This window comes from Limosilactobacillus secaliphilus (assembly GCF_001437055.1).
GTDB lineage: Bacteria > Bacillota > Bacilli > Lactobacillales > Lactobacillaceae > Limosilactobacillus > Limosilactobacillus secaliphilus.
Genome location: NZ_JQBW01000010.1, coordinates 340,872 through 367,238 on the forward strand (window position 1 = coordinate 340,872; position 26,367 = coordinate 367,238).

Consider the following 26,367-nt stretch of genomic DNA (forward strand, 5'->3'; position numbering starts at 1 on the left):
TAATTAGGCAGCCTTCTTAACGCTGACCCCTTCTTGAATGCCACGAACACAAAGGGCGGCAAGGAGCAGTGAAACACCGGCGATCAGCATCATCGTTGGCTGACTCTTGCCCGTCAATGGGAAGAGGACGAAGCTTAACAGTGAAGCAACGATTTGTGGCAGGCAAATACCAATGTTGAACAAACCGATGTAGGCACCTTCGTTCTGCCCGTTCAGAGAAGAAGTGAACAGGGTAAATGGCAAGGTGTGGATGGTGAAGTAGCTGATCCCAAAGAGGATGAAGGCAGCAACCGTGAGCCACTTGCTAGTTGCAAATGATACGGCAACCAGGCCAATTCCACCGAGGCACAGGCCTAAAGCGTACCACTGTTTCCGGGAACTGCTCTTGGTCTTCCCGTACAAGAAGCCCCAGCAGATACCGGCAATTGAAAGGATGGCGGTCAGAACACCGTACCAGTTACCAGCAGCTTGGAAGCCGGCGCTGGTTGGGTTGGAAGTGTGCCATACGTTGCGGGCCAACGTACCAGTCGTGTAAGTCCAAACGTACATAACACCGATCCAAGAGAAGAATTGAACCAAGCAAATTTGCCAGAAGGCTTTTGGTGCGGTCTTCAATAATTCCCAAAGTGAAGCGCTCTGGGCGTTCTTAGTTTCCTTAATGCCATGGTACTTAGCATAAGTTTCTGGGTCGTATTCGTGCACGTTGAAGACGGTCCACATACTAGTGATGAACAGAATGGCAGCGGCAATGATGTAAGCCCAGATAACCGTGTTTGGCACAACCCCCTTCTTAGCGGTGTTGTGCATCCCAAATGCGGTGAAGAGGAATGGCAAAAGTGATGCTAGAATACCACCGGCGTTGAAGAAGATTTGTTGAAGCGACCATGCATAGTTCTTCTGCTTGTCGTTGACCATGTCCCCCATGATCATCCGGAATGGCTGCATACAAATGTTACTGAACAGGTCCATGAAGCAGACGGCAAATGCGGCAAAGATCATTGCGGCCATTGAACCGTAGCCGAAGCCCAGTGAACCAGAGAATGGCAGCATCAGTAATACAATCGCAGCAATTGGAGCCCCAAAAAGCAGGTATGGCATCCGCCGACCGAAGCGGTTCCAGGTCCGGTCAGAATACTTACCAACTAAAGGCTGAACGATCATTCCCATCAGTGGTGGGAAGATAAAGAAGAAACCTAAACTGTTCGGGTTGGCACCGATGGATTGGAAAATCCGACTCATTTGTGAGCTTTGCAGTGAGAAGCCCATGTTAATCCCCAAGAAACCAAAGGTAATCGCAAAAATTACCCGTTTGGACAGGTCAGGCAAGCCTGCATCCAGGTTGACCCGCTCTTTCTTTTCTTTTTGATCCATGAAAATCACTCCTTCATTGGATCATTGCATCCGTAAATCAAACAAAATAATAGCAAAATGATTGTAAACGTTTACATTGGATTACGCTTTAATAGTAACACGCTTTACCAAGATGTCAATTACAAGCGCTTTATTTATTGATTTAATCGGGTTTTCACCAATAATTTGTTTAAAAGTGAACGTTTACATTTTGTCCACAAAATAAGGGACGTACTAGCAGTTTCAGCTGACTGCTAGTTCACGTCCCCGAGGTCACGACAGCGATTTAGGCATTCAACAAATCCCTAGCACCAATTGTCTGTCGTGCTTGTCTGTTTGCTTAAAGTTAGTGATTTAGGTCACAAACAATAATTATGTATTTTTTCTGCTTATTTACGCAAGCTCAGTTTCTCAACGTTTAAGACCTTATCGAACCAGCCCTGGGTGAAACTGGCTTCGTGGCTAACCAGAATCAGGTTGCCTGGAAATTCCTGCAGCGCCTTCTTCAGGCCATCTTTGGTTTCGTCGTCCAGGTGGTTGGTCGGTTCGTCCATGATCAGGAAGTTGCATGGTGTCAGTTCCAGGATGGCCAGCTTGACCTTGGTTTGTTCACCACCAGACAGCAGTTTGAGCGGCTTCATCGTGTTGGCGGCATTGATTCCGGCCCGAGCTAACTTTTGCCGGATGGTCTTTGGCATCATTGTCGGGAACATATTCTGAATGGTCTGCAGCGGTGTCTGCTCAGGATCGTCCCAAACCAGGTCCTGGTCAAAGTAGTTGATCTTGGCGGACGGAGAGAAAACCGACTGCCCGCCCAATACCGGGATCTTGCCCAGAATTGACTTGATCAAGGTTGACTTGCCGACCCCGTTAAACCCGGTGAAGAGCAGCTTCTCACCCATCGTTACGGAGAAGGTCACCGGCTTCAAAAGCGGCCGGCCATAACCAACGGAGAGTTGACTGACACGCAATGCGTTGGCGGAGCCGGTGTTTTCATAAGGAAAGTGGAAACTGGCTTTCAGATTGTCTGCCGGCGGGTCGATCCGCTTCATCCGCGCCAGCATCTTCTCCCGGGACTTGGCCATGTTGGAGTTGTTCCCAGCCTTGTTCTTCCGGATGAACCGTTCCGCCTTTTCAATCGTTTCCTGCTGCTTTTCGTACTCCCGCTCCTGAGTTTCCTTACGTTCCTCCTTCTGCTTCATCGCCTGTTTGAAGGAACCACGGTACTTGGTGATCTTGCCGAAAGCCACGTCTACAATCGAGTTCGTTACTTGCTGCAAGAAATCGTAATCATGGGAAATGATCATGGCCGCCCCGTCAAAATCGTTGAGGTAGTCGATCAGCCAGTTAATGTGGGCGGTGTCCAAGTAGTTGGTCGGTTCGTCCAGCAAGATGACATCCGGCTTTTCCAGCAGCATCTTGGCCAGGATAATCTTGGACCGCTGGCCACCACTCATTTCGGAGACCACGTGATCTTTGCCGATTTCGTCCAGACCCAGCCCGGTCATGACCCGTTCAACGTCCGTTTCGATATCGTAAAAGTTGTGGGCATCCAGTTGTTCCTGCAGGCGGCCGGCCTTGGTCAACAGGTCGTCGTCCATGTTCTTGGCATAGTCTTCATAGAGCTGGTTCATGCGGTCGTTCATCTGATAGAGATCTTTAAAGGCCGTATGGAGAAATTTGTTCAACGTCATCCCCTTGGGAATATCGACGTATTGGTCTAGGTAGCCAATCTTCGTGTTTTTCTGCCACTTAATCTGACCGGCTAACGGCAGTTCCTGGCCAATTAACAACTTAATCAACGTCGACTTGCCGGCCCCGTTTTGACCAACCACGCCCATGTGTTCACCCTTTTCTAAGCGGAAACTGGCGTCTGTATACAGCTTTTTGTCGGCGAAGCTCATCGTTAAGCCCGAAACTTCGAGAACTGCCATGTAAATTCACCCTTCTTATAAATCAAATAACTGCTAAAATAACACTATTGAACACTGGATTCAAATTAAAAAGGCTTATTACAAGTCTTTTTTTAAGGACCGTGATAACATTGGAGATGGATTGGTCTATATATTAGGTAAAACGAATTAACGAAGGGGAGGATTATTGTGAACTTGCTTGTCATTAAGGGTAGCCCGCAAAAAGATGGCGCCGCTACTGCAATCACTAACAAACTAATTGACGGCGCCCAAGATGGTGGTCAAACGATCACGCAATATGATGCTGGTACGGATCCGGTCCCTACCCTTACTACCGATGGCGATGGCAACTTCTTACCTGACGATGAACGCTTGAAAAAGCTGTTAGCCGAACTGCGAGCTGCCGATATCATTGTTTTTTCTACCCCGATGTATTTCTTTGGCATGTCAGCACAAATGAAGGCCGTCGTTGATCACATCATGCGCTGGAACGAGCAGCTAAAGACCCACAAGACCGGAATCCTGGTTGCCGTTGCGCCGGTGGACAACTTTGACCACATTAAGTCTGAATTTAAGGCCATCTTTGCCAGTCTTGGCTGGACATTTGGTGGTCAGGTGCTGGCCGGCAAGATTTCCGACGCCGACCACCTGCGTTTCTATCCCGACCTGGCCTACCAGCTGGGTAAAAGCTTGTAAACAATTTAATCATCTGTAACGAATAACGCCGCGAACATTCCTGATGTGAATGTTCGCGGCGTTTTTATTGTTGTTCGTGATCTTTGATTAACTGTCCCATCGCGTGCCAAGCTAAGGTGGCGCACTTGATGCGGGTCGGAAACTCGGCCACGGTAGCCATGACCGCCGCATCCTGCAAGCCTTTCTCCTGTTCTTCACTGACGGAGCCGCCCATGGCCAACGTTGAGAAGGCCGCAATCAGGTCACGGGCCTGGTCAACCGTCTTGTTGTTTAGGGTGTCGGTCATCATGCTGGCGGAAGCTTGGGAGATGGTGCAGCCCGACCCGTTGAAACAGACATTGGTCAATTTGCCATGGTCAATTTTGGCCGCCAAATTAATCGTGTCGCCGCAGGTTGGGTTATGCAGGGTGACTGTCTGACCGTCCTGAGGTAGCTGCTTAACAAAGTGGTGTGGCGCCTTGGCGTGTTCTAAGACCAACGTTTTGTACAAGAAACCTAGCTTATTCAAACTCATTGAAAAAACTCCCCACTGCCTTTAAGGCTTTAATGAAACGATCGCACTCGTCTTTAGTGTTATAGAAAGCCAGGCTGGCCCGGGCCGTCGCGGTGGTGTGCAAGGTCGTCATTAACGGCTCAGCACAGTGATGACCGGCACGGACGGCCACTCCTTCCATGTCTAAGCCAGTGGCAAGGTCGTGCGGGTGCAAGTGGCCCAGGTTGAAGGCAAAGACCCCTGTATGGTGATCCTGCGGGCCATATAGGCGGAGGTGCGGGACGGCCTTAATCTGGGGCAAAAGGTAGGTAGCCAAATCAGCCTCACGCTGCCTGATTTGGTCCATCCCCAGTTTCTCTAGGTAGTCGATGGCCGCCCCCAAAGCAATTGCACCGCCGATGTTGGGTGTGCCGGCTTCAAAGCCCAGCGGAGCCGCCTTGAAAGTGGTGTGATCGCGCTGGACGTCATCGATCATCTCGCCACCAAATTGGACGGGGCGCGCCATCTGCCACAGCTCACTCCTGCCATACACAGCACCAATCCCAGTGGGGGCCAGCATCTTGTGACCAGAAAAGGCGAAGAAATCTGCACCCATCTTTTGGACATCCACCGGATAATGGCCGATCAACTGGGCACCGTCAACCACAACGTAGGCCCCTTGCTGATGGGCCAGCTGGGCAATTTCCTTGACCGGGTTAACGACCCCCAGAACGTTCGACGCACCAGTGATGGCCACGATTTTGGTGTGGGGGCCGATGACACGGTGGGCACAATCCATGTCCAGCTCTTCGTTGGCATTTAATTCGATATAACGCAGGTGGGCCCCCTTGCGCCGAGCAAGCTCCTGCCACGGCACCAGGTTGCTATGGTGTTCCATGATCGACAATACGATCTCATCACCCGCTTGCACCACCTGGTCGCCAAAGGCCCTGGCAACCAAGTTCAGGCCTTCCGTAGTTGACCGGTCAAAGATGATTTCATTCGGGTCATTCGCGTTGATGAAGTGCGCAACTTTAGCCCGCGCCTGTTCATACTGTTCTGTCGACCGTTCTGCTAACGTGTGAACACCACGGTGCACGTTGGCCCGGTCATGCAGGTAGAAATGACGCAAGGCATCCAAAACCGGCACTGGCGTCTGGGCAGTGGCCGCGTTGTCAAAATAGATCAATGGTTCATCGTTGACCCGTTGTTTCAGGATCGGGAAGTCCTGGCGAATTTGGTTGACATCAAGTGACATTGGTTGTGCTCCCTTCTATTGCTATGTCCTATCTTAACTTAAAGTCGACCGCGGGCAAAAAATAAACTCCCAATCTGATTGACCATCGATTAGGAGTTTAATTGTAGTGATTATTTACAATTTTGCTTGCTATGCTTGCGGTAGCTATAAATCGTCGCTCCAACAAAGGCAACGATGGCCACCAAAATAATGATCAGCACGATTTAATTCCTCACTTCACAAAACAACGCGACACTACTTTTCTGCCAAAGCAGCCTTAACTTCATCATAGCTTGGGATTGACGGTGCAGCACCCATCTTCTGCACTGCCAAGCTGGAAGCACGCTGGCCAAAGGTTAATGCTTCGACCACGTTGGACAAGTCGGTCTTCAATTGAGAAGCAAAGGCCCCGATGAAGGTGTCACCGGCAGCCGTCGTGTCAACGGCCTTCACCTTGAATGCTGGCACTAAGCCTTGACCACTGGCAGTTGAGTAGAAGACACCCCGTGAACCCAGCGTGATCAGCAGGTTGTCAATGCCTTCCTTCTTGAAGTATTCGGCCGTCTTCTTCATGCCGGCTTCATCGTTGATTTCGATACCCGTAATCAGTGCACTTTCGCTTTCGTTAGGTGCAATCAGATCAGTGTATTGCAGCAATTCGGGAATGATCTTGTGGGCTGGTGCCGGGTTCAGAATCGTTACCACGTTGTGTTTCTTGGCTTCCTTAAAGGCCGCCAAAGTGACAGCTTGTGGAGTTTCAAACTGAGCGATCAGGATGTCGATGTCGTCAAAGACCGGACCACAGTTCTTTAAAACGTCGGTGGTCATTGCCTGGTTGGCACCACCGTAAACCATGATGTCGTTTTGGCCGTTGGCATCCAAAGTAACGAGGGCCGTCCCCGTACCGTGCAGTTCATCGATGCCGATGTGACTAGTATCGATGTGGTCTTCCTGCATTGCTTCACGCATAAACTTACCTTCGTTGTCGGCACCAACCATACCGATGAAGTAAGTTTTGGCACCCGACCGTGCACAGGCAACTGACTGGTTGCAGCCCTTGCCACCAGGAGCTGATGACTTATCCCGAGCGGACAGCGTTTCACCTGGTTGTGGGAAACGTTCCACGTGGTAAGTGGTATCGACATTAATACTTCCAAGAACGGCGATTGTGTTTGACATTATGATTCCTCCTCAGTGGTCAATTTAATGTTTATTTGATAGATTCTCGTGTCATGTAAAACGTTTTACACTAAATGCTACTAACAAGCTACCATATTAGGAAACCGCTTGCAAGTCCTATTGTGGCAAATCTGCCACTTATTTTGCTGGAACGTATTGTTTTAGCTTGCGGTCAAAGTAATGAGCTAAGCGGTCATAGGGATAAAAACCCGTCACCCGTTCTTTGGCGACCCCGTCACAGAAGAGCACCAGGCTCGGCATGCTCATCACCTTGTAGCGAGCCGGAATGGACTTGTCATCATCAACGTTGAAGCGCACAAACTTGATCTGGCCAGCATAATGGTCGGCCAATTTAGTCATGGTTGGGGCCATCATCTTGCAGGGCCCACACCACGGTGCCCAAAAGTCGACCACCGTCAGCGGCCCCTTTACCTGTTGATCAAAATTTTCGACAGTGGCATCTTGCATCGATTAATCCCCCTTATGATTTGCACGACGGATAAAGTGAATGATAAACGTGATGACGAAAACACCCACGATGAAGATTCCAAAGGCTTCCGATGAAATCTCGATGCCAATCGCAGGAATTCCCAAGAAGAGCTTGATCGCAATGATGGCAATCAAGACGTAAGCCATGGGTTCCAGTTCAGGGATCTTACGCATCAACCGCATGATGATCTCGGCCACGCCCCGCATGCAGGCAATCCCGATGAAGCCACCAATGAGGACAATCACCGGGTTGCTGGAAACGGCCAGCGAAGCCAAGACCGAGTCGATTGAGAAGACGATGTCGATGAATTCAATCTGTGCGACGACCGCCCAGAATCGTTTCCGTCCAGTTAAGTTTTTAAAATGGGTCCCTTTACTCTTGTGCATCGGCTGCTTTCCGAAAAACTTAAAACGGAAGAAGCGGTAGGAAAGGTACAGGAGATAAAGCGACCCTAAGACCTTGATTTCCCAGAAGTTAATCAGGTAAGTACCAACCCCAATGATCAAAAAGCGAAAAAGATAGGAGCCCCAAATCCCGTAGAAAAGCGACTCTTCCTGCTCCTTCAAGGTTGGTAATACCCTCGTCTGCGCGGCCAACACAATCGCGTTGTCCACCGACAGCAGACATTCAATCATAACCAGTGAGAAAATAATCAGCCAGTCTTGTCCTGACTCAACAACAGTCACCCAATTGTGTGGATCAAAGAACGGTCCATACAATTTCGTTAATAGTGACAATCAAGGTCCCCCTTATTTAATTCAATTTGCATATTTGCTGTTTTTATTTTAACAAATTTTACGGAAAATAGGGAGGCAGGGGATCATGGATTTCACAAGTGGTCATCTTGAAGGGCAAAATCAACTGCTGGCAATCACCATGGAGCAGCATTGGCCCGTGGTCGTCATGGCTGTACAAGGGATCGCCAACAATCGGATGACCACTGTGGGCGAGGTGGACCCGAATCTGGTGGGTGCGGCCGGTTTTCAAGCGTAGCCGCACCAGGCTGAATTGAGCATTAGCCTTGACCACTTCGTATTCGGTGATAGCGGATTGGGCGTGGACACCATTGACTTTTCGCTTGCGCCGGTCGTTTTCATCACGACCAATCGGCCAGTTAAAAGAACCGTGTGTAGGCGTCAGCTGGCCATGAATCAAGGCTAAATAAGAGCGGTGGATGCGGCCCTGCGCCATCAGTCGGTCCAGGATGGGCACCACAATCGGGTTCTTGGCAACAATGACCGCCCCGCTGGTTGCCTGGTCAATCCGGTGGACCATATAAGCATTTTGGCCCTGAGGCTGCAGGTAAGCCTGGGCGTCGTTCATCAAGGTGTTGTTTTCTAAAGGCTGGTTGGGATGGCTCTTCTGCCCGGCCGGTTTATCGACTACCATCAGGTCACGGTTTTCGAAGAGCACGTGCAGATGTGGCTGTGGACTGGCCAGGTAGTGGGAGTTGACTGTCCGAAACTCCTCCCCGCTGAACTGCAAGCAGATGTGGTCGCCGGGGCCCACCAATTGATTCATGTAGCGGTAGCGCCCGTTGACTAGGACATGCCGGCGGATCCGGAGAAAGTGGACGAAGCGGCTCGGCAACAGCCACTGTACGGATAACAAGTCACGCAGGCTGATCTCCTCTTGTGTACGTCCCAGTGTTTCTTCGATTTGCCAATTGACCATCGGACCACCCCCCTCCTGCATGTCGATGAATGATTAGTGTATAATAACGATGGATTTCTATGGAAAGCAGGTGACGACATGCTTAGTTCAGTCAAAATCAACAATCACGGGCACTGGGTCAGTGTTTTTGAGCCATTACCGCATGAACGCGAAGAACTGTTCAGCAAGTATGAAGTCACCCAAGAATTACTGGATTACGCCATCGACCCCTACGAAAAGGCGCGGGTCGAGGTTGATCGTGACGCGGGCGTGGCGCTCTTGATTTTTGACGTCTACGTGCCGATCCACAGCGCCTCAGCACCACAAACGGCCCCCATCGGCATCATGCTGACCACCAATAACGTGCTCACGTTCACCAACGCCAAAACGAACTTCGTCAACGGGATCATCGCTAAGCAATTGAAGATATTGCAGAGCCACCAGGATGAACCCGATCAATTCGATTTCATTCTACCCGTTCTCTACCAGCTTTCAACGGCCTATTTCGGCCCCATCCGCCGTGCCGACCAGCAACGACAATTGATTCAGCAGAACCTGCGGGGACGGACTGAACACAACGCAATTAGCGAATTTCTGGAAATTGAGACTGGGTTAGTCTACATCTTAATCTCCCTGCAAGGCAATGTCGCCTTGCTGCAAGAGTTTAAACGGCGCTATTCCAGCCAGATGTCACGTAAACAGAACAACGATCTGGATGACGTAATCATCGAAGCCCAGCAAGGCCTGGAGATGGCCCAGATGACCTCAGATGTGTCCGCCCGGGTTTCCGATGCCTACAGCAAGGTTCTGGACTCCAACCTGAACCGCACAATGAAGTTCTTAACCATCTATTCGATTGTGCTGGCAATCCCGCCGATCATTTCCGGTTTCTATGGCGAAAACGTCAAATTGCCGCTGGCCAACAGCCCATATGCTTGGCAGATTACCGTTCTGATGACGATCGGCTGCATCGCCGCTTGGCTGATCTTCTACCGGCGCTGGTGGCACTAGTCAATCTTTAAAAATACAAATTTGATCGCCGCGTTGTTTCCGATGAGAGAATCAACGCGGTTTTGTCTTACACGAATAATTAAATGAACGTTTGTGGCTTTAGTGCCTGTTTGACAGCAGATTCACCAGCTTTTGCCCCCGTTCTGTTGTACAATTGAAACAACAAATCGTTGCTGTAAGGCAGCGGCTAGGAGGATTTCTATGAAAAAGTTCAAGCGTATTAGTTCCGACTGTACCGCCATTATTGTTGGTAAGAAAGCCAGCATCGACGGTTCAACAATCATTGCCCGTGACGAAGACGGCTACGGCCCGATCAACCCCATCAAGTTTATTGCTGTCCCAGCCCAAGATTACGATGAAACTTACAAGTCCAAGTATACGGGCTTAGAAGTTCCGGTTCACGAACACGGTTACCGCTACACCGCTACCCCACAAGGTGACAACAGCAACGGTGACTGGTTCGAATCCGGCATCAACGAAAAGAACGTTGCCATGTCCGCTACCGAAACGGAACAGACCAACGCCCGCGTTCTGGGTCACGACCCACTGGTACCAGGTGGGATTGCCGAAGACGCCATGGTCAACCTGGTCTTGCCATTCATCAACAACGCTCGTGAAGGGGTCCAGCGTTTAGGCTCCCTGGTTGAAAAGTACGGAACCGCCGAATGCAACGGGATCGCCTTTTCCGACAAGGATGAAGTCTGGTACATGGAAACCGGTGGTGGTCACCAATGGGTTGCTATGCGGCTGCCTGAAGATGCATACGCTATCTGCCCGAACATCATGGTCATTGAAAACATCGACTTCGATGATCACGAAAACTACATGTACGCACCAACCATCCGCGAATTCGTTGAGAAGCACCACCTAAACCCAGACCCATCAACCTTCAACTTCCGGAACATCTTCGGGACCCAGAGTGAAGCAGATTCTTACTACAACACTTCCCGGACCTGGTACGGCCAGAAGTTGTTCAACCCAAGCATTGACCAGGATCCAACCAGCCAAGACATGCCAATGGTACGCCGGCCAGAAAAGAAGCTGGCCATTGAAGATGTTCAGTACTTCCTGACCTCACACTACAACGGCACTGAATATGACCCATTTGGCTCCATCTCTTCCGGTGACGAAAAGGCCCAGAAGAAGTTCCGTTCCATCGCCTTAGACCGGAACCAGTGCTCCAGCATCCTGCAAATCAGAAACGATGTGCCGGCAGAGTTCGCTGGTGTGCAGTGGATCAACCTGGGCTTCTACTGCTACAGCCCATACGTTCCGTTCTACACCAACATCAAGGACACCCCAGCCAACTACAAACTGGCACCAAACGACTTCACGATGGATTCCGCTTACTGGATGAACAAGCTGCTGCCAGTCATCATCGAGCCTAAGTTCCACCAGTTTGTCACCGAAGTCAACGCCTTCAGAGACGACTGCCAGAGTTACGGTGTTGGCCGCTTAGACGCCATTGACGAACACGCAAAGACCTTATCCGGCGATGAATTGACCGAATACTTGACCAACGAAAGTATCCACACCGCTGATCACATCACCGAAAAGACTTTGCAATTGATCAACAGCCTGGTTAAACAGTCACTGAACTCATCCAAGTTCAACTTCGAATTAGGCGATAACATGTAATTTAAGTGCACAGATTGACAAAAAGAGGAGGACTGCATGCAGTCCTCCTCTTTTTTAATAACATCATTTGTCCTAAACGCGGTTATAGAAGTCCACCTTAATATCGTCGTCAGTCATGATCATCTTGGATAAACTACCGTTGGCCGGCCGTTTGGTGACATCGTACTTGCCCTGGCCGAAACGCTCGATCAGACTCAAGCAGGTGTTGCCGTGGCTGACCCACAGCACGTTGCTATTGTCCGGCAGGCCAGCATTCCTAATCAGTGCAATGCCCTTGTCCATCCGTTCCCAGTATTGCTGGTTGTTCTCGGCGTCATGGAAGGGGTCGGCGTCGTGCAGCCAGTCTTTGGCTTGACCGATCGAGTACTTCGTCACAATGTCATGGAAGTTCTTGAAGCCATGAGGCGCGCCCGCCAGGTACCATGCTTGGTCCATATTGGTACCCTCAAAGACCCCATAAAACTCTTCACGGAAGTATGGGGAAACGGCTGGTTGAGCAACAGAATCGGCTTGGTTTTCTGCCAGGATGGTTTGACAGGTTTCTACTGCCCGGCTCAGATCCGAACAAAAGGCAGCCGCAAAGTGAATGTTGGCGACTTTTTGCCCCGCCCGCTTGGCGTCCTCTTTGCCTTTAGCAGTCAGTGGCGAGTTGCTCCACCCTTGCAGCTTGTTGTAACGGTTATAGTAGGTTTGCCCGTGACGGATCAGATAAATGTTTATCGAAGTCATCATTTTGGCCTCCTTGATCAAGTTATCTTTATTTTACCGCTTTTCGCCCAACTTCCCGTATTAAACGGCTTAGATCAACGATTAAGTTTTAGCAACATTTTGGCGATCTAACAAACTGGCGATATGAGTGTGCTAGAATTATATACGTTCTAACTGAGATTAATCACATTGCGAGGACATTTCATGAAAAAAATCGGACAAATTGTGGATACCAGGATGGGCTTCTGCGCCTTACTGGTCATCCTTTTTTGGTTAAAGACTTTGTTCGCGTATTTCACTGACTTTCGTCTAGGCGTTACTGGTCTTTACCAATATGCAATCTTACTAATTAACCCGCTGGCCACGACTATGCTGGTATTTACGCTGGCATTCTATCTCAAGCGGTCACGGTTCTTCTATCCGGTCATCATGGCGCTGGATGTGTTGAACACCCTCCTGCTTTACTTAAACGTCATCTATTATCGTGAGTTCACCGATTTAATGACGATCGCTACGATGACGGGATATTCCAAAGTCGACCAGGGCTTGAGCGGCAGTTCTTTGGCCTTAACCAACATCCATGATATTTTCTACTGGGTCGACATTGTCATCATCCTGTTGTTGATGGTCTTTCGCCGGATCAAGTTCGACCCGCGGGCCATCAGCCACCGTTTGGCTTTTGCCTTCACTTCCTTGTCGGTCCTGTTTTTCGGCTTGAACCTGATGTTTGCTGAATTCAGCCGGCCACAGTTGCTCGGACGGACTTTCGATCGGTCATACATCGTCAAGTACTTGGGTTTGGACGCCTTCACCGGCTACGACCTGCTCAAGTCCCAACACATTGACAATATGCGCAAGAGTGCCACTAAGACCGAGTTGGACACCGTCAAGAAGTTCACCGACAGCCATTACGCGGCACCGAATCCGAAGATGTTTGGCATTGCCAAGGGGCGTAACGTCATCGTGATCCACCTGGAAAGCTTCCAGCAGTTCATCATCGACAAGAAGGTCAATGGTCAGGAAGTCACACCATTCCTGAACTCCCTGTACCACGGCAAGGACACTTACGCCTTTGACAACTTCTTCCACCAAGTCGGGCAAGGGAAAACCTCCGACGCCGAAAACATGCTGGAAACCAGTACTTACGGCCTACCCCAAGGATCACTCTTTGCCACTTTAGGCAGCGATAACACCTTCCAAGGGGCGCCAGCAATCTTGAATCAACGGGCCGGCTACACCAGTGCGGTCTTCCACGGTAACGTTGCCAGCTTCTGGAACCGGAACAATGTATACAAGAACTTGGGCTTCCAGTACTTCTTCGATGCCAGTTACTACGACACTTCTGGTGACAAGGCCACCGGTTATGGCTTGAAGGACAAACTGCTCTTCCACGACTCGATCAAGTACCTGCAGACTTTGCAGCAGCCGTTCTACGTTAAGTACATCACCGTCACCAACCACTTCCCGTACGAATTGGATGATGAGGACAAGGACCCTAACTTCCAGACTACCAACACGGGGAATTCCACGGTTGACAACTACTTCGTGACGGCCCACTACCTTGATCAGTCACTGCAGCAGTTCTTCGACTACCTGAACAAGACCGGGTTGGCTAACAAGTCGATCATCATGATTTACGGTGATCACTACGGTATTTCCAATTCTGAAAACGAACACTTAGCCCCTGTTCTGGGCAAGAGCGCGGACAAGTGGAACGACTTCGACAACGCACAGTTGCAACGGGTTCCACTGATGTTTGTCATCCCAGGATCCGGCGGCCACGGCGGTATCTATCACCAATACGGTGGTGAAATCGATGTGCTGCCAACCCTGCTCCACCTGCTGGGAATCAGTAGCAAGCGTTACATTCAGTTTGGGACCGACCTCTTCAGTCCACAGCACGATCAGGTCGTTGCTTTCCGGAACCATGATTTCGTCACGCCAAACTTCACCAGCATCAACGGGACGATCTATAACAATAAGACCGGTAAGGTGGCCAAGTTGACCAAGGCACAACGCAAGCAGTTGAAGAAGGACGCCAAATTGGTTGAAAAGGAACTCCGCTTGTCGGATTCGCTCAACCAGAAGAACCTCCTGCGTTTCTACACGCCAAAGGGCTTCAAACGCATCAACCCGAAACTCTTCAACTACTCGAACGGCTTGAAGAAGGCCAAGAAGATTGAAAAGGAGAAAGGGCGCAAATCAACGAGCATCTTCAGTGAGAATCACGATCAATCCACGGTCGACGACTTCTCGACGGATGCACCTGAATTGAACCACTCCTCAACTGATTCGAACCGGATCAAGATCACCAACCCTGATAGTGGTAACAAGTAAATTACAAAAGCGGCTTTGCTTGAGCGTCAATACTCAAACAAAGCCGCTATTTGTTTAGTCGCCTAAATGCATAGATGAACTATGGGTGGCCATCCGCTTGTGGGGGTACATCTTCTTGGCCAGACTGGCAATGGCAACCGGACCCTCGCCAAAGGCCGTCGAAATCAGGGGCTGCTTACCAGGATAAGTGACCCCGTCACCAATGGCGTAGACACCCGGCACACTGGTCGTCATCTCGGAGTCCACCTTGATCAAATGACGATCCGTTGCAAACTGAAGCTCCCACTCATCTAGGGCATCATGATTGGCAGTGAAGCCGTAGTTAACTAAGACCCGGTCCACCGTCAACTGGCGATTGCCATCCCCGTGCATGCGCTTCAAACCGAGGCTGACCTGGTCGCCTACTTGGCTGATATTTTTCGGCAGGTATGGCGTTACTAATGACACACTCGACGCTTCGAGCTGGTCAAACATCTTCGGCAAGGCCCGGAACTCGGCGCGCCGGTGAACCAGGTAGACCTGCTCCGCAACCGGTGCCAACATCAGTGCCATATCGACAGCCGAATCGCCGCCACCCAGTACGGCCACGGTCTTGCCGGCATAGTCTGCCTTATGGGTCACAAAGTAATTGAGCTGGTGGCCTTCCAGTTGATCGGCACCTGGCAATGCCAATTTCCGTGGGGAAAAGGCGCCGTTGCCCAAAGCGATGACAACTGCGCGAGCGAAACTGACGCCTTGAGCAGTCGTGACCTTAAACGTACCATCAGGACACTTCTGCACATTGGTGACTGGGGCATTCAGCAGATAGTTAACGTCCACCAATTGCAGCTGCTTTTGCAGACGCTGCACCAGCTCTTTCCCGGTGATGCCCGGAGCCGCCGCCACATCCCAGATCGCTTTTTCGGGATACAGGGCGCCAACTTGCCCGCCTAATTGCGGCAACGCTTCGATCAGTTGCGTCTTCAAATCATGCAAGCCGGCATAAAAGGCCGCAAACATACCTGCCGGGCCGCCACCAATAATGTCAACGTCATAGACTTTCTTTTGCATGAATACAATCCTTTCTTTATCACATATCGCATTTATTGTATCATTATGTTCGCAAGGACCTGAATATTTAGTTTGCTTTTCACCCTTGTATCCGCTATCATTGTAAATGTAAACGGTTTTACTTACTGACAATATGGAGGTTATTTCTTATGGCTAAAAGAAAAATGATTTTGGACCTGGATACCGGTGTTGATGACGCTTTAGCAATTGCCTACGCCGTTGCCGATCCAGATGTTGATTTAATCGGGATCGTTTCTTCATACGGTAACAACCGGATGAAGACCTGTGCCCAAAACAGTTTGAAGCTGTTGGAACTGCTGGGTGCTACTGACGTTCCGGTTTTTGAAGGTGAAGCTCACTCTTGCACCACTGACCACTTTGACCCTGAACAAGTTTCGCTGGACATTCACGGTCAAAACGGGATTGGTGAAGTTCAATTACCTGACCCAAAGCGCAGTGTTGAAAAGGAATCCGGTGTGGACTTCTTCATCGACGCTGCCCACAAGTACGGCAAGGACTTGATTATTGTTCCTACTGGCCCGATGACCAACCTGGCTGCGGCTATTAAGAAAGACCCATCCATTACCAAGCTGATCGGCAACGTTACCTTCATGGGCGGTGCATTGACTGTTGAAGGCAATGTTTCCGAAGCTGCTGAAGCTAACATTCACCAAGACCCTAAGGCTGCCGATGAAGTTCTGGAAAGCGACCTGCCATTAACGATGGTTGGCCTGGACGTTACCCTGCGGACCCTCTTGACCAAGAAGGAAACCAAGAAGTGGCGTGACTTAGGCACCAAGGCCGGCAAGGCTTACGCCGACATTACCGACTACTACATTGATGCTTACTACAACATGGACATCGACAAGAAGGGCTGTGCTATCCACGACCCACTGTCAGTTGGTGTTGCTATCAACCCAAGCTTCGTTTCTACCATCAGCCTGTACATGAAGTGTGTCACTGACGGTCCTGAAGCTGGTCGGACGGTTGGTAACAACGCTCGTCTGCACGATCCAAACCCGAATGTTAAGGTTGCTGTTAACGTCGACAAGGACCTTTACCTGAAGGTCTTCATGGATCAACTGACTGGTCTGTTCAAGCAACACTAATCATTAACCAACATGATGATCAAGAGTCTCGCATGCGCGGGGCTCTTTTTTTACACACAACGTGGCTTGAAAACTACAAACTGTGCACGGTTATTGTGAAAAAAGGCAGCTAATTTCATTAATACCACAATCCGTGTTGTTAGACAGCCACCTTGGCCCCACTTTTTAACCACAAGACTTAGTAGTTTTCCACAGTTCTTCCACAAGATATGGTGGATAACTTTTAATCATCCGCGACAAAGCCCGTGACACCGGCTTTTATTTGTCCACAGTCAGTTGTGCACAATTTCTCCACAAGGTGTGGATAATTCTCGTGAGCTTGCCACAATGGTCAATCGCGTGTACTATGAATGTATCAATCATCTTTGTCTGAGGTGCCATCTGGCTGAGATAATACCCATTGAACCTGATCTGGTTAATACCAGCGAAGGGAGATACAAGTTTTAGTGGATATCAAATGACCCGCACCCTTGTCAGACACTGGCTAAGGGTGCTTTTTTGACATTGTGGTTGAAATACGCATTTAGGAGGATGCAACTATGCAATCCAAACGCGGTTTTCACCTGCGAGACATTATTTTTCTAGCTCTGATCGGAATTCTGTTCGGCGTTATCTACTACGGCGGTGACTTCATCTACAACGCCCTGACTGTCGCGTTAACGCCCCTCGGTTACGGACCCATGGCCAACGACCTCACAATGGGCCTATGGTGCATGGCGGGGCCATTGGCTGGCTTCCTGCTCAAACGTCCAGGAGCAGCCTTCATCGGCGAATTTCTGGGTGCCAGTGGCGAAATGTTCCTGGGTGGCCAATGGGGTGCCGCCAACCTGATTTCCGGTTTTGTCCAAGGGATTGCCACCGAATTAGGTTTCACCTTCACTGCTTACCGGATCTACAACAAATTTACGGTCGTCGTCGAAACGCTCACCACGACCCTCGTCACTTTCGGTTGGGACTGGTTCCGTAACGGCTATGACCACTTCAAGCCATCGACAATCATCATCCTGTTGATCGTCCGTCTGCTGTCCGTCTTCCTGTTCAGCGGCGTGCTCGTCAAACTGATCAGCAACCTCGTCAACCGGACCCATTTAATCAAGAATTAACATGAACGCTATCGAAATCCATCAACTGACATTTGCATATCAAAAAAAGCAGCCGGTCCTTTCGATCGACCAGCTCACGATCCAACTGCATCGGTTCACGATTTTGCACGGCCCCTCAGGAAGCGGCAAGTCGACCCTGTTGAAGATCATTGCCAACTTTCTCCCGCGCCATGGGGGCCAGTTAAGCGGGCAACTGCGAATGCCCAAATCACAGCGCGTCGCAATGATGTTTCAAGACCCTGGGATGCAGTTTGCTTTGGACACGCCTCGGCACGAAATTGAATTTGCGCTGGAAAACCTGCAAGTCACCAGCACGGACATTGCCCCACGAGTCGACGCTGCTTTAACCCAGGTTGGGATCAGCGACTTGGCCGACCGCCGCTTTGCCACTTTATCGGGTGGTGAGCAGCAGCGGGCCGCCTTGGCCGTAATCATTGCAATGGATGCCGACATTTTGCTGCTGGACGAACCCTTCGCCAGTCTGGACAGCCATAACCGGCAGCTTTTGATTGCTTCGCTGGTCCAACTGCAGCAGGCCGGCAAGACCATCATCATTGCCGACCACGACCTGAGCGGCTACCGTGGCCTTAATGCCGACATTGTGAGTTTCAAGGATAAAGTTGTTCGCTTAAGCCATGATCAAGCCCAGTTCTTGCTGGATCAGGCGCCGGCACAGTCAATTGTCACCGACCTGCTCGACACGCATGAGAGCCCAGCGGTATCACTACACCATTTCCGTTTGAAGCGGGCTGACCAACTGTTGATCGACCAACCCGAGCTGGAATTCATGCGCAACCGTGTCACATTGATCACCGGTGAATCCGGCAGCGGCAAGTCATCACTACTGTTGTCGTTGGCGGGCCTGCTTGATTATGAAGGCTCGGTGACCCTCTTCAAATGGCCACTGAATTCGTTTAAGCCCCGCGAGTTAGGTCGTAAAGTCGGTCTGACCTTCCAGCGGGCCAGCGACCAGTTCCTGAATGTCACCGTTGCCGAGGAACTGGCGCTCAGCCGGCGTCAGGGCAAGCAAACTTACTTCAATAACGACCGGCTCAACAAGTGGTTAAAGCGGCTAGGCCTTTCTAAGATGGATGACCGGGTGGTGTACTCACTTTCCGGCGGCCAACAGAAAAAGCTGCAGGTCCTATTGATGTTGATGATGGGGCAACCTTTACTGCTAATGGATGAGCCCTTCAGTGGCTTGGATGCCCAATCAGCGGCCGACATTGCGGCCCTCATCCGCGCTTGCCAGGAGCACAGCGGCATCACTGTGATCATGGTTAGCCACCAGTTCACCAACCTGTCCTCGCTGGTCGATTACCAACTGGCCCTGGCCAACCACCAACTGACTTATCAAGGGAGGAAGCAATCATGAATCCCAGTTGGCAATTATTCTTAGTTTTAATTATTTCCCTGGAAATATCTTTCACCCACCGTTTAATCGCCAACCTGGTCCTGATCGTCATTGCGGCCATCATCCTCATCCTGCAGCGGCTGCATTGGCGGACCTACCTGCGGCTCCTATTTCTACCGGCCATCCCGGCAGCTGCCTTGGCCGTCACGATTGGCTGCTTCAGTCCCGGCCATGACTGGTGGTTCGCGGCGGTCTTAGCCAGTCGGGTGTACGCCTACGTCTTCCTCGGTGCCACCGTCACGGTTACTACGACCCCGCTCAAGCTGGCCCGGTCGTTGGAACAAAATGCCCACCTGAGCGCCAAGTATGCTTATGGCGTGTTGGCAGCGGTCAACCTGACTCCCCGAACCATCAGTGCGATCAAAACCATCCGTGCCAGTGCCCGCATGCGCGGCATCGAATTGCATTTCTACTCGCCGACTTTGTACTTCAAGGCTATCCTGCAGGCCCTGCGCTGGTCGGATCAACTAGTGTTAGCAATGGAATCGCATGGCTTCGTTGAAAATCAAAGCCGGACGGTCGCCGAGCCCATCCTAGTATCGGTTAGTGACTGGCTGATTGTGGTGGGCGCGATCATCTGCTTGCAGGTCATCCTCATCGCTTTTCCATAAGGGTTCAGTTATACTGTCATTAAAGGAGTGATTTGATGATTTTACCTTCATCGACTAGCGAAAAGATTTTATGTTGCTTGTCTTACCTGAGCATTCTCTTCTTGCCCGTCGTTTTCCCCTTGATTGTCTGGATCGTGGCAATGAACCATGGTGATGCAGTCACCTACCATGCCAAACGCGCTTTCTGGAGCCAGATTTTTCCTGCCCTCTACATCCTAGTAGCGTTGATCATCTACTTTATTGCCGGAGCCACCGGAATGTCGGCCATCCGCAATGCTGGCGGCTGGCTCTTCGGTATCCTCCTGGTCTTAGCCCTGTTGATCTCATTGCTGTTATACATCTACAACCTGGCAATGGCCGTCCGTGTCCTATTAGACCGTTAATTTTAAAAATAAATGACCGGTGACGAACCGCGCCGCTTTGGCTGACGATTTGTCCCGGTCTTTTTTTTCTTTATTTGACGTATTGATTCAAGAACTTTTCCAAGTGTTGACGGTAAGCACGGGGTGCATGCTGATAAGAACTGGCATGGCTGGCACCATTGACTACCCATAACTGCCGTGGGCCCTTAGTGGCAGCGTAGTTTTCGTAGACCATTTTCGTGGGCACAAAGTTGTCAGCGGAACCGTGAATGAAAAGCATTGGCAAGTGGTTATGGTGCAAGGCGTTGACTGAACTGGCCTCGCTGGTATAAAAGCCGTTGGCCACCCGGTTAACGAGACTGAGTGACGTTTCGGCAGGCACACGGACAATGGTCGGCAGGTGGTACATATGGTGCGCCTCGTGATCCAATTCGGCAGCAAGACTGGTGTAGCCACAATCTTCAACCAACGCCTTCACCTGGGACGGCAATTTCAAGCCGCTCGTCATCATCGTCGTGGCACCACCCATGCTGACACCGAAGATCACGACCTGGCTGTTTTGCCCATTATGAGCGATCAGTTTGTTCGTCCACTTGCGGACATCATAACGTTCCGGCCAGCCGTAGCCGATGTATTTACCCTGACTCTGTCCCTGGGCGCGGGCATCCGGCATCAGCACGTTGTAGCCCATGGAGTGGAAGAGACTGGCGTAGGCGGCCATCGTTGACTTATTACCCATGAAACCGTGCAGGATGACCACATTCTTATTGCTGGCGGAACTAGCGGGCAGGTAATCGGCCACCAGGCGGTAATTACCACTGGCCGACTGCATCGTCCATTCCTGCTTGTGCGCGTGCACGAACCACTTCTTCTGCTGGTATAGCGGGTCGCTGCGCTTCAAGGTCAGGTGGGTGTTCTTCACGAAGGATTTATGCGACGGCACCATGCCCACATGAAAGAAATACAAGCCCATGCCAATCCAAATGACCAGTAACAGGCCGACAATGCCGCTGACCCAACGTAACCAGCGGTGTTTACGCGTTTTCTGCATCTACCGTCACTCCCTGTAAATTGATAATAGTTATCACTTTAACACAAATTAGGCCACACAGCGTGGAAATCCTGAGATTAGCTTCTGTCTCAGACCCGAACAATGTTAAAATAATAAAGTATGAAGGGGGTATATCTATGTTTCCAGAACGTTTACGTGCCTTGCGTCGGGGGCAAAAAATCACATTAAAGCAGCTGGCCACCGAGTTGAATAAAAATCTCGGTCCCAACGAGAAGCCGAATACCGCTTCGCAAATTGGTAATTGGGAGCGCGGCATCCGCACGCCTTCCTATATCGAAGCCCGCAAGCTGGCAGAATTTTTCGATGTTAGTCTGGACTATTTGACCGGCAAGACAGACCGTGACGATTACGATCTCGCCAAACTCTTTTTCTCCAGCAAGAGTTTGTCATTCAACCACACCGAGTTATCCAGCGAAGATCGCTACGAAATTTTCCAGCTGATTGATGGTTACCTGACCGGCAGAAACCACCGTAAGGACACCGACAAGTTCTACGGTCAGCAAGAACACCTGAATCTGAAGTTCTAAGCACCATGAAATCTTCACAACTTAAAAAACTAAAGAAGCGTTTCAAGAAGAACCACACGCAAACGCATGCTACCCCTTATATTCAACAGTTAGAGCACTATCGCGACGAGTACGATCCTTTTCCCAGTATCAAGTACTTGATCAACAATGCTCTGGAAAATGACCGCCTGATTAAACGCGGCCTCTTACCACAACCCCTGCCCCTCATGCAGCTGCCGGATGACATCCAGGATACTATCTTCAAATGGGTCAACCAGCACTATGCGGCACAGGATCCCAAGGGTGACGCCCTCTGGAACCGTCTGTCCGCGGGCCTACCCAAACTAGACCACCTGCTGCGCAACTTCCGGGACTACTTGGAAGATGAATACGGAATGTGGTCCTACGTGAACACCGCCTTTGTGCATGCCTTAAGCGACTATCTGAAGGGAGCTCCCGTTCTGGAAGTCATGGCGGGCAATGGTTACCTGTCCAAAGGCCTGCATGATGTGCGGCCGCAGCAGACCATCTATACGACCGATAACAAGGATTGGGTTAAGGAAAACGAAACCGGCAAGCATCCGGTGACCACCATTGAGAAGCTGTCCGCAATCGATGCCGTTGACAAGTATGGGCGGCAGGTCGAATACGTCTTGATGTCCTGGGCACCTGACAAGGGTGAAAGCGACTTGGCTTTGTTGCAACACTTGCGGGATCACTTCCCCCAGCTGAAACTATTGGTGATCGGCGAAAAGAATGGCGCCACCAATTCCAAAGCCTTCTGGCAAACAGCGAAATTGTCACAGCCGGACGATTTAAAAGCCGTCAACCAAAAGCTGCATTCCTTTGACTTGATTGACGAACAGATTTACTTAGCTAAATAGCTTAAGAACAACAAAAGAGCCGTTACCAAATTGATGGTAACGGCTCTTTCTGTGTATTGATACTATCTCAGGCCTAAAAGGATGTCCACTTCCTGATAGACCAGGCACCCTGCAATCCGGCAGGTTAACGTGCCCCACTCGAAAAATCATATCCGCTCGCGCGGGGTAGCCAATCTATGGGTCGGCTACCTGACCTCTCGACTCATCGCAACTTTTACCCTAACATCAGTCGGTCAAAAGTGCAAGCCAGGCCCGTTATTTCTTTTCTGCGGCGCGGTTTTCACTCAACTGTGCCAACTGATCAGCCACCCAGGCCTGAAACTGTTTGACTGTTGCTGAACTACCCGCTTGGCTAGCATCAGGGGCTAATTCATCGATACGCAGGTTTGACTTGTTCAACTGGTCGCCTTCAGCCACCATGTAGAGCTTCACCACGTATTCTTCGTCCTTGTTCAACAGCTTACCGTTCAGCCGTTGGGCATCCGCCATGGGCACGTTGATCAAGTTATTTTCCAGGCGAACACTTAATGGATCACCGTTGGGTACTTTAACTTGCCATTCGTAGTTAGCGAGGTAGCCACTGTCACAAGCATCCTGCATGAATTGCAGACCTGCTTTGACAGTTGATGCTTGTTGCACCTTGGCCGCCGTCGTAGTCACTTGTTCATGCCGTGCGTTAGGCAACTGTTCTAAATAATCAGCAACCGTTAATTTCATTTCTTAGAGTCCTTCTTTGCCTTTGATTTTTTAACTGTTTGATGCGTCTGTTCATACACTGCCCGATTATGGAGTGTCCGCTGCCGCATACCAAGACCGATCCCATAAACGGCAACCAAGACACCGGCGAGTGCGCCCATCTGCATGAGAATGCCGCCCAACGAGGTCCGGTGATGGATCTGCAGAACGCCACCCAAATCGATGATCAAGTAGTAAAGCATGATCAGGATCGTGGCGTAGTTAGAGAAACGGGCATCCCAAGCCGCTAAGAGGATGACAATCACCGCTAAGAAGATGATCAAAGCTACCCGTCCCCAAACAGCGGTCGAACCGAGTGAATAGCCATATTGATTGAACATGTAGAATTCAACCCCGATCGCAAGCAACATTGATACGATGGTAATCGCAATGATTTTTGTTACGTTTTTTTGTCGTGATTCCATAAAATTTCTCCTTTAGATATCCCTTTTATTTTACTAGGAAGTGAATAAAAGCTCAATTCACGATATTCATGGTAAAATATATGTTATCTAGTAATCATTGAAAGGAGGGTCCACTTTGACCGAAACACGCTATCAAAATATTTTAGTACCAGTGGATGGTACCAGGGCCACTCCCGGGGTTGTCGACAAGGCAATTCAGCTGGCAATCGTTAACCACGCTCATTTGGACATCCTCAACGTTGCCCAAATCAACCAGATCACGGAAGGTTACGCGACCTTAAGCGATTTATCGGAAGGCAAAACATACGAAATCGTGACCATCGTGGCACAGCGGCTCAAAGACATCAAGACCCGGGCACTAAAAGCCGGTGTCAAGTCCGCCAGCATCCACGTTCGTTTTGGCAATCCAAAGACCGTCATTGCCCGCGACTTTATCCGTGACCACCACAACGACTTGATCGTGATGGGCAGTTCCAGTCTCAACCGCTTCGAACGCGCCTTAATCGGTTCGGTGACCGCCTATGTCATCCGGTTGGCACCGTGTGACGTCATCGTCGTTAAACAAAAGTAAACGATCGGTTTCAATAACAAAAATAGAGCATGGCAATTGCCATGCTCTATTTTTTATCAACGATTATTGAAATTACTTCAGGTTCAAAGTCTTCTTAACCAGGTCCTGAACTTCTTCAACCGTGTCTAGCTTCAAAGCCTTTTCAACCAAGTCAGCACATTGCTTGGTGTCTAAGTCCTTCATCATGTTCCGGGTCCGCAGGATAGAAGATGCAGACATGGAGTATTCATCCAGACCCATACCCATCAGCAGTGGCAGAGCCAGTTCGTCGCCGGCCATTTCACCACACATAGCAGCCTTGGTGTTGTGACGGTGAGCAGCGTAGATAACGTGCTTGATCAGACCTAAGAAGGCTGGGTTCAGTGGCTGGTAGAGGTAGGAAACAGAATCGTTACCACGGTCAGCAGCGAAGTTGTATTGGATCAGGTCGTTGGTACCAATGGAGAAGAAGTCGACTTCTTCAGCCATCTTGTCGGCATTGATTGCGGCCAATGGAACTTCGATCATCATCCCGATCTTGACGTTCTTGCCAATGCCAGGGTGATCCTTCTGCAGCTCTTCAACACATTCGTTGTAAACCTTCTTGGCAGCCCGTAATTCAGCCAGCGTACCAATCATTGGGAACATGATGGAAATTGGGCCGAATTCAGAAGCACGAAGCAGTGCCCGCAGTTGTGGCTTGAAGATCTTTTCTGGGTCGTGCAGACTGATCCGGATAGCACGGTAGCCCAAGAATGGGTTCATTTCCTTCGGCAGCGGCATGTAGGTTAATGGCTTATCACCACCGATGTCCAGCGTCCGAACAACAACTGGCTTGCCCTTCATGCCAACAACGGCCTTCTTGTAGGCTTCGAACTGTTCATCTTCAGTTGGGAGGTGGTCACTGCCCATGTACAGGAATTCTGACCGGAAGAGACCTACGCCATCGGCACCCTGCTTAACGGCGTCGGCAACGTCATCTGGCGTACCAATGTTAGCAGCAATTTCAAAGTGCTTGCCGTCCTTGGAAACTGAAGGAGCGTCAACCAATTGTGCCCATTCAGCACGTTCCTTTTCGAAGTCAGCAGCCTTTTGCTTGTATTCGTTAACTTGATCTTCGCTTGGGTCAACGATGATGTCACCGTGCAGGCCATCAGCGATGATGGTTTGGTCCATCTTAGCCTGCTTGGTGATGTCTTCAGCACCAACAACGGCTGGAATCCGCAGCGTCCGTGACATGATGGCAGCGTGACTGGTCCGGCCACCTAAGTCCGTAACAATCCCCTTAACGAACTTAGCGTCCATCTGTGAAGTATCGGATGGCGTAATTTCATGAGCAACGATGACCACTGGCTTGTCGATCCCAGCGATGTTTGGCAAGGTCTTGCCCATCAAGTGGCTCATGGCCCGCTTAGCAACGTCCTTAACGTCGGCTGCACGTTCTTGCATGTACTTGTTGTCCTTCATGGCAGCCAGCATGTCAGCGAAGTTGGTCGTTACTTCATCAACGGCAGCTTCGGCAGTAGCGTGGTCGTTGGCAATCTTGTCCTTGATCTGGCCCAGCATTTCAGGGTCTGACAGGATGGTCATGTGAGCGTCGAACACTTCCAGTTCGTCGTCACCCAGACGGCCCTTAGCGTTTTCCTTGATCTGCTTCAATTCAGCAATTGAATCATCAAAGGCTTTCTTGACCCGAGCGTATTCTGCGTCCGTATCCGTTGACTTCTTGTTCTTGTCGTAAGAGAGGTCTGGATCAACCAGCAAATATGCTGGCGCAATTCCGATCCCATCACTTGCGGCGATTCCTTTAACGTCTTTTGACATGTTATGTCCTCCTTATGCTTTTCACTACATTATTATGC

26 protein-coding genes and 1 riboswitch are annotated in these 26,367 nt (G+C 50.3%); of the genes, 12 read left to right on the top strand and 14 right to left on the bottom strand.

Translation table 11 applies throughout. The features are described from left to right. Window positions 1–3: 3 nt before the first annotated feature. Together IV45_RS06465 and IV45_RS06470 are read right to left on the bottom strand one after the other, a co-directional pair. On the bottom strand, window positions 4–1,371 hold the full coding sequence (locus IV45_RS06465; RefSeq protein ID WP_057741750.1) for an SLC45 family MFS transporter: 1,368 nt from the start codon (window positions 1,369–1,371) through the stop codon (window positions 4–6). Window positions 1,372–1,739: 368 nt separating this feature from the next. Next, the gene (locus IV45_RS06470) at window positions 1,740–3,284 is read right to left on the bottom strand and encodes an ABC-F family ATP-binding cassette domain-containing protein (protein WP_057741753.1); all 1,545 of its coding nucleotides are present in this window, start codon (window positions 3,282–3,284) and stop codon (window positions 1,740–1,742) included. 168 nt (window positions 3,285–3,452) lie between these two features. On the opposite strand from IV45_RS06470, the gene IV45_RS06475 reads away from it, so the two are divergent. Beyond that, the gene (locus IV45_RS06475) at window positions 3,453–3,959 is read left to right on the top strand and encodes an NAD(P)H-dependent oxidoreductase (protein ID WP_057741756.1); all 507 of its coding nucleotides are present in this window, start codon (window positions 3,453–3,455) and stop codon (window positions 3,957–3,959) included. Window positions 3,960–4,023: 64 nt separating this feature from the next. Here the strand turns inward: IV45_RS06475 and sufU are convergent, their stop codons facing one another. The 6 genes from sufU to IV45_RS06505 all read right to left on the bottom strand — a co-directional run bounded on the left by sufU (window position 4,024) and on the right by IV45_RS06505 (window position 9,011). Beyond that, complete coding sequence (sufU, locus tag IV45_RS06480) at window positions 4,024–4,473, bottom strand: Fe-S cluster assembly sulfur transfer protein SufU (RefSeq protein WP_057741759.1); 450 nt, start codon at window positions 4,471–4,473, stop codon at window positions 4,024–4,026. Then, window positions 4,460–5,689, bottom strand: a complete 1,230-nt coding sequence (locus IV45_RS06485; RefSeq protein ID WP_057741761.1) for an aminotransferase class V-fold PLP-dependent enzyme — start codon at window positions 5,687–5,689, stop codon at window positions 4,460–4,462. Before IV45_RS06485 ends, sufU begins: the two co-directional genes overlap by 14 nt. 234 nt (window positions 5,690–5,923) lie before the next feature. After that, window positions 5,924–6,847 carry a ribokinase gene (gene rbsK, locus IV45_RS06490; RefSeq protein ID WP_057741764.1) on the bottom strand — a complete coding sequence of 308 codons (924 nt, stop codon included), beginning with the start codon at window positions 6,845–6,847 and terminating at the stop codon, window positions 5,924–5,926. A 138-nt stretch (window positions 6,848–6,985) separates the two neighbouring features. Next, complete coding sequence (gene trxA / locus IV45_RS06495; RefSeq protein WP_057741767.1) at window positions 6,986–7,315, bottom strand: thioredoxin; 330 nt, start codon at window positions 7,313–7,315, stop codon at window positions 6,986–6,988. Between the two features lie 3 nt (window positions 7,316–7,318). Further along, window positions 7,319–8,074, bottom strand: a complete 756-nt coding sequence (locus IV45_RS06500) for a TerC family protein (protein WP_057741770.1) — start codon at window positions 8,072–8,074, stop codon at window positions 7,319–7,321. Between the two features lie 58 nt (window positions 8,075–8,132). Beyond that, window positions 8,133–9,011, bottom strand: coding sequence for an RluA family pseudouridine synthase (locus IV45_RS06505; protein WP_057741772.1), 879 nt, complete (start codon window positions 9,009–9,011; stop codon window positions 8,133–8,135). 78 nt (window positions 9,012–9,089) lie between these two features. Here IV45_RS06505 and IV45_RS06510 point away from each other — a divergent pair, with 78 nt between their 5' ends. Continuing rightward, window positions 9,090–10,001 (top strand): magnesium transporter CorA family protein, encoded by a 912-nt coding sequence (locus IV45_RS06510; RefSeq protein ID WP_057741775.1) that lies wholly within the window; start codon window positions 9,090–9,092, stop codon window positions 9,999–10,001. Window positions 10,002–10,202: 201 nt separating this feature from the next. Further along, window positions 10,203–11,639 carry a C69 family dipeptidase gene (locus IV45_RS06515; RefSeq protein WP_057741778.1) on the top strand — a complete coding sequence of 479 codons (1,437 nt, stop codon included), beginning with the start codon at window positions 10,203–10,205 and terminating at the stop codon, window positions 11,637–11,639. Window positions 11,640–11,711: 72 nt separating this feature from the next. Here IV45_RS06515 and IV45_RS06520 read toward each other — a convergent pair whose 3' ends face one another. Then, window positions 11,712–12,368 (bottom strand): histidine phosphatase family protein, encoded by a 657-nt coding sequence (locus IV45_RS06520; protein WP_057741781.1) that lies wholly within the window; start codon window positions 12,366–12,368, stop codon window positions 11,712–11,714. Window positions 12,369–12,551: 183 nt separating this feature from the next. Between IV45_RS06520 and IV45_RS06525 the strand changes: the two genes are divergently transcribed. Next, a complete protein-coding gene (locus IV45_RS06525) occupies window positions 12,552–14,684 on the top strand; it encodes an LTA synthase family protein (protein ID WP_057741784.1) in 2,133 nt (710 codons plus the stop codon). Window positions 14,685–14,738: 54 nt separating this feature from the next. On the opposite strand, the gene IV45_RS06530 is transcribed toward IV45_RS06525, so the two are convergent. After that, window positions 14,739–15,734: an NAD(P)/FAD-dependent oxidoreductase gene (locus IV45_RS06530; protein ID WP_057741787.1), complete on the bottom strand. Its 996-nt coding sequence runs from the start codon at window positions 15,732–15,734 to the stop codon at window positions 14,739–14,741. A 149-nt stretch (window positions 15,735–15,883) separates the two neighbouring features. On the opposite strand from IV45_RS06530, the gene IV45_RS06535 reads away from it, so the two are divergent. From IV45_RS06535 to IV45_RS06555, 5 genes are all read left to right on the top strand, one after another. Further along, window positions 15,884–16,843, top strand: coding sequence for a nucleoside hydrolase (locus tag IV45_RS06535; RefSeq protein ID WP_057741790.1), 960 nt, complete (start codon window positions 15,884–15,886; stop codon window positions 16,841–16,843). A gap of 360 nt (window positions 16,844–17,203) precedes the next feature. After that, window positions 17,204–17,293, top strand: a riboswitch (TPP riboswitch). Window positions 17,294–17,382: 89 nt separating this feature from the next. Then, the gene (locus IV45_RS06540) at window positions 17,383–17,946 is read left to right on the top strand and encodes an ECF transporter S component (RefSeq protein WP_057741792.1); all 564 of its coding nucleotides are present in this window, start codon (window positions 17,383–17,385) and stop codon (window positions 17,944–17,946) included. A 1-nt stretch (window position 17,947) separates the two neighbouring features. After that, the gene (locus IV45_RS06545) at window positions 17,948–19,321 is read left to right on the top strand and encodes an ABC transporter ATP-binding protein (RefSeq protein WP_057741795.1); all 1,374 of its coding nucleotides are present in this window, start codon (window positions 17,948–17,950) and stop codon (window positions 19,319–19,321) included. Next, window positions 19,318–19,971, top strand: a complete 654-nt coding sequence (locus IV45_RS06550) for an energy-coupling factor transporter transmembrane component T family protein (protein WP_057741797.1) — start codon at window positions 19,318–19,320, stop codon at window positions 19,969–19,971. The genes IV45_RS06545 and IV45_RS06550 overlap by 4 nt, the downstream gene beginning before the upstream one ends. Window positions 19,972–20,006: 35 nt before the next feature. After that, window positions 20,007–20,354: a magnetosome magnetite crystal formation protein family gene (locus IV45_RS06555; protein WP_057741799.1), complete on the top strand. Its 348-nt coding sequence runs from the start codon at window positions 20,007–20,009 to the stop codon at window positions 20,352–20,354. A gap of 70 nt (window positions 20,355–20,424) precedes the next feature. On the opposite strand, the gene IV45_RS06560 is transcribed toward IV45_RS06555, so the two are convergent. After that, window positions 20,425–21,384, bottom strand: a complete 960-nt coding sequence (locus IV45_RS06560) for an alpha/beta hydrolase (protein WP_057741802.1) — start codon at window positions 21,382–21,384, stop codon at window positions 20,425–20,427. Window positions 21,385–21,521: 137 nt separating this feature from the next. Between IV45_RS06560 and IV45_RS06565 the strand changes: the two genes are divergently transcribed. Both IV45_RS06565 and IV45_RS06570 read left to right on the top strand, forming a co-directional pair. Beyond that, window positions 21,522–21,932, top strand: a complete 411-nt coding sequence (locus tag IV45_RS06565; protein ID WP_057741805.1) for a helix-turn-helix domain-containing protein — start codon at window positions 21,522–21,524, stop codon at window positions 21,930–21,932. 5 nt (window positions 21,933–21,937) lie between these two features. Beyond that, complete coding sequence (locus tag IV45_RS06570; RefSeq protein ID WP_057741807.1) at window positions 21,938–22,795, top strand: hypothetical protein; 858 nt, start codon at window positions 21,938–21,940, stop codon at window positions 22,793–22,795. Between the two features lie 255 nt (window positions 22,796–23,050). On the opposite strand, the gene IV45_RS06575 is transcribed toward IV45_RS06570, so the two are convergent. Both IV45_RS06575 and IV45_RS06580 read right to left on the bottom strand, forming a co-directional pair. Beyond that, window positions 23,051–23,512 (bottom strand): hypothetical protein, encoded by a 462-nt coding sequence (locus IV45_RS06575; RefSeq protein ID WP_057741810.1) that lies wholly within the window; start codon window positions 23,510–23,512, stop codon window positions 23,051–23,053. Then, on the bottom strand, window positions 23,509–23,955 hold the full coding sequence (locus IV45_RS06580) for a hypothetical protein (RefSeq protein ID WP_057741815.1): 447 nt from the start codon (window positions 23,953–23,955) through the stop codon (window positions 23,509–23,511). The genes IV45_RS06575 and IV45_RS06580 overlap by 4 nt, the downstream gene beginning before the upstream one ends. 115 nt (window positions 23,956–24,070) lie before the next feature. On the opposite strand from IV45_RS06580, the gene IV45_RS06585 reads away from it, so the two are divergent. Then, window positions 24,071–24,526: a universal stress protein gene (locus IV45_RS06585; RefSeq protein WP_157051222.1), complete on the top strand. Its 456-nt coding sequence runs from the start codon at window positions 24,071–24,073 to the stop codon at window positions 24,524–24,526. A 72-nt stretch (window positions 24,527–24,598) separates the two neighbouring features. On the opposite strand, the gene ptsP is transcribed toward IV45_RS06585, so the two are convergent. After that, window positions 24,599–26,329 (bottom strand): phosphoenolpyruvate--protein phosphotransferase, encoded by a 1,731-nt coding sequence (gene ptsP / locus IV45_RS06590; protein WP_057741820.1) that lies wholly within the window; start codon window positions 26,327–26,329, stop codon window positions 24,599–24,601. Between the last annotated feature and the right edge of the window lie 38 nt (window positions 26,330–26,367).

Coding starts and splice junctions, on each gene's coding strand:
- IV45_RS06540 (WP_057741792.1), top strand. CDS start 17,383: ATGCAATCCAAACGCGGTTTTCACCTGCGAGACATTATTTTTCTAGCT.
- IV45_RS06510 (WP_057741775.1), top strand. CDS start 9,090: ATGCTTAGTTCAGTCAAAATCAACAATCACGGGCACTGGGTCAGTGTT.
- IV45_RS06575 (WP_057741810.1), bottom strand. CDS start 23,512: ATGAAATTAACGGTTGCTGATTATTTAGAACAGTTGCCTAACGCACGG.
- sufU (WP_057741759.1), bottom strand. CDS start 4,473: ATGAGTTTGAATAAGCTAGGTTTCTTGTACAAAACGTTGGTCTTAGAA.
- trxA (WP_057741767.1), bottom strand. CDS start 7,315: ATGCAAGATGCCACTGTCGAAAATTTTGATCAACAGGTAAAGGGGCCG.
- IV45_RS06545 (WP_057741795.1), top strand. CDS start 17,948: ATGAACGCTATCGAAATCCATCAACTGACATTTGCATATCAAAAAAAG.
- IV45_RS06505 (WP_057741772.1), bottom strand. CDS start 9,011: ATGGTCAATTGGCAAATCGAAGAAACACTGGGACGTACACAAGAGGAG.
- IV45_RS06535 (WP_057741790.1), top strand. CDS start 15,884: ATGGCTAAAAGAAAAATGATTTTGGACCTGGATACCGGTGTTGATGAC.
- IV45_RS06550 (WP_057741797.1), top strand. CDS start 19,318: ATGAATCCCAGTTGGCAATTATTCTTAGTTTTAATTATTTCCCTGGAA.
- IV45_RS06520 (WP_057741781.1), bottom strand. CDS start 12,368: ATGACTTCGATAAACATTTATCTGATCCGTCACGGGCAAACCTACTAT.
- rbsK (WP_057741764.1), bottom strand. CDS start 6,847: ATGTCAAACACAATCGCCGTTCTTGGAAGTATTAATGTCGATACCACT.
- IV45_RS06565 (WP_057741805.1), top strand. CDS start 21,522: ATGTTTCCAGAACGTTTACGTGCCTTGCGTCGGGGGCAAAAAATCACA.
- IV45_RS06470 (WP_057741753.1), bottom strand. CDS start 3,284: ATGGCAGTTCTCGAAGTTTCGGGCTTAACGATGAGCTTCGCCGACAAA.
- IV45_RS06515 (WP_057741778.1), top strand. CDS start 10,203: ATGAAAAAGTTCAAGCGTATTAGTTCCGACTGTACCGCCATTATTGTT.
- IV45_RS06560 (WP_057741802.1), bottom strand. CDS start 21,384: ATGCAGAAAACGCGTAAACACCGCTGGTTACGTTGGGTCAGCGGCATT.
- IV45_RS06555 (WP_057741799.1), top strand. CDS start 20,007: ATGATTTTACCTTCATCGACTAGCGAAAAGATTTTATGTTGCTTGTCT.
- IV45_RS06465 (WP_057741750.1), bottom strand. CDS start 1,371: ATGGATCAAAAAGAAAAGAAAGAGCGGGTCAACCTGGATGCAGGCTTG.
- IV45_RS06580 (WP_057741815.1), bottom strand. CDS start 23,955: ATGGAATCACGACAAAAAAACGTAACAAAAATCATTGCGATTACCATC.
- ptsP (WP_057741820.1), bottom strand. CDS start 26,329: ATGTCAAAAGACGTTAAAGGAATCGCCGCAAGTGATGGGATCGGAATT.
- IV45_RS06485 (WP_057741761.1), bottom strand. CDS start 5,689: ATGTCACTTGATGTCAACCAAATTCGCCAGGACTTCCCGATCCTGAAA.
- IV45_RS06525 (WP_057741784.1), top strand. CDS start 12,552: ATGAAAAAAATCGGACAAATTGTGGATACCAGGATGGGCTTCTGCGCC.
- IV45_RS06570 (WP_057741807.1), top strand. CDS start 21,938: ATGAAATCTTCACAACTTAAAAAACTAAAGAAGCGTTTCAAGAAGAAC.
- IV45_RS06530 (WP_057741787.1), bottom strand. CDS start 15,734: ATGCAAAAGAAAGTCTATGACGTTGACATTATTGGTGGCGGCCCGGCA.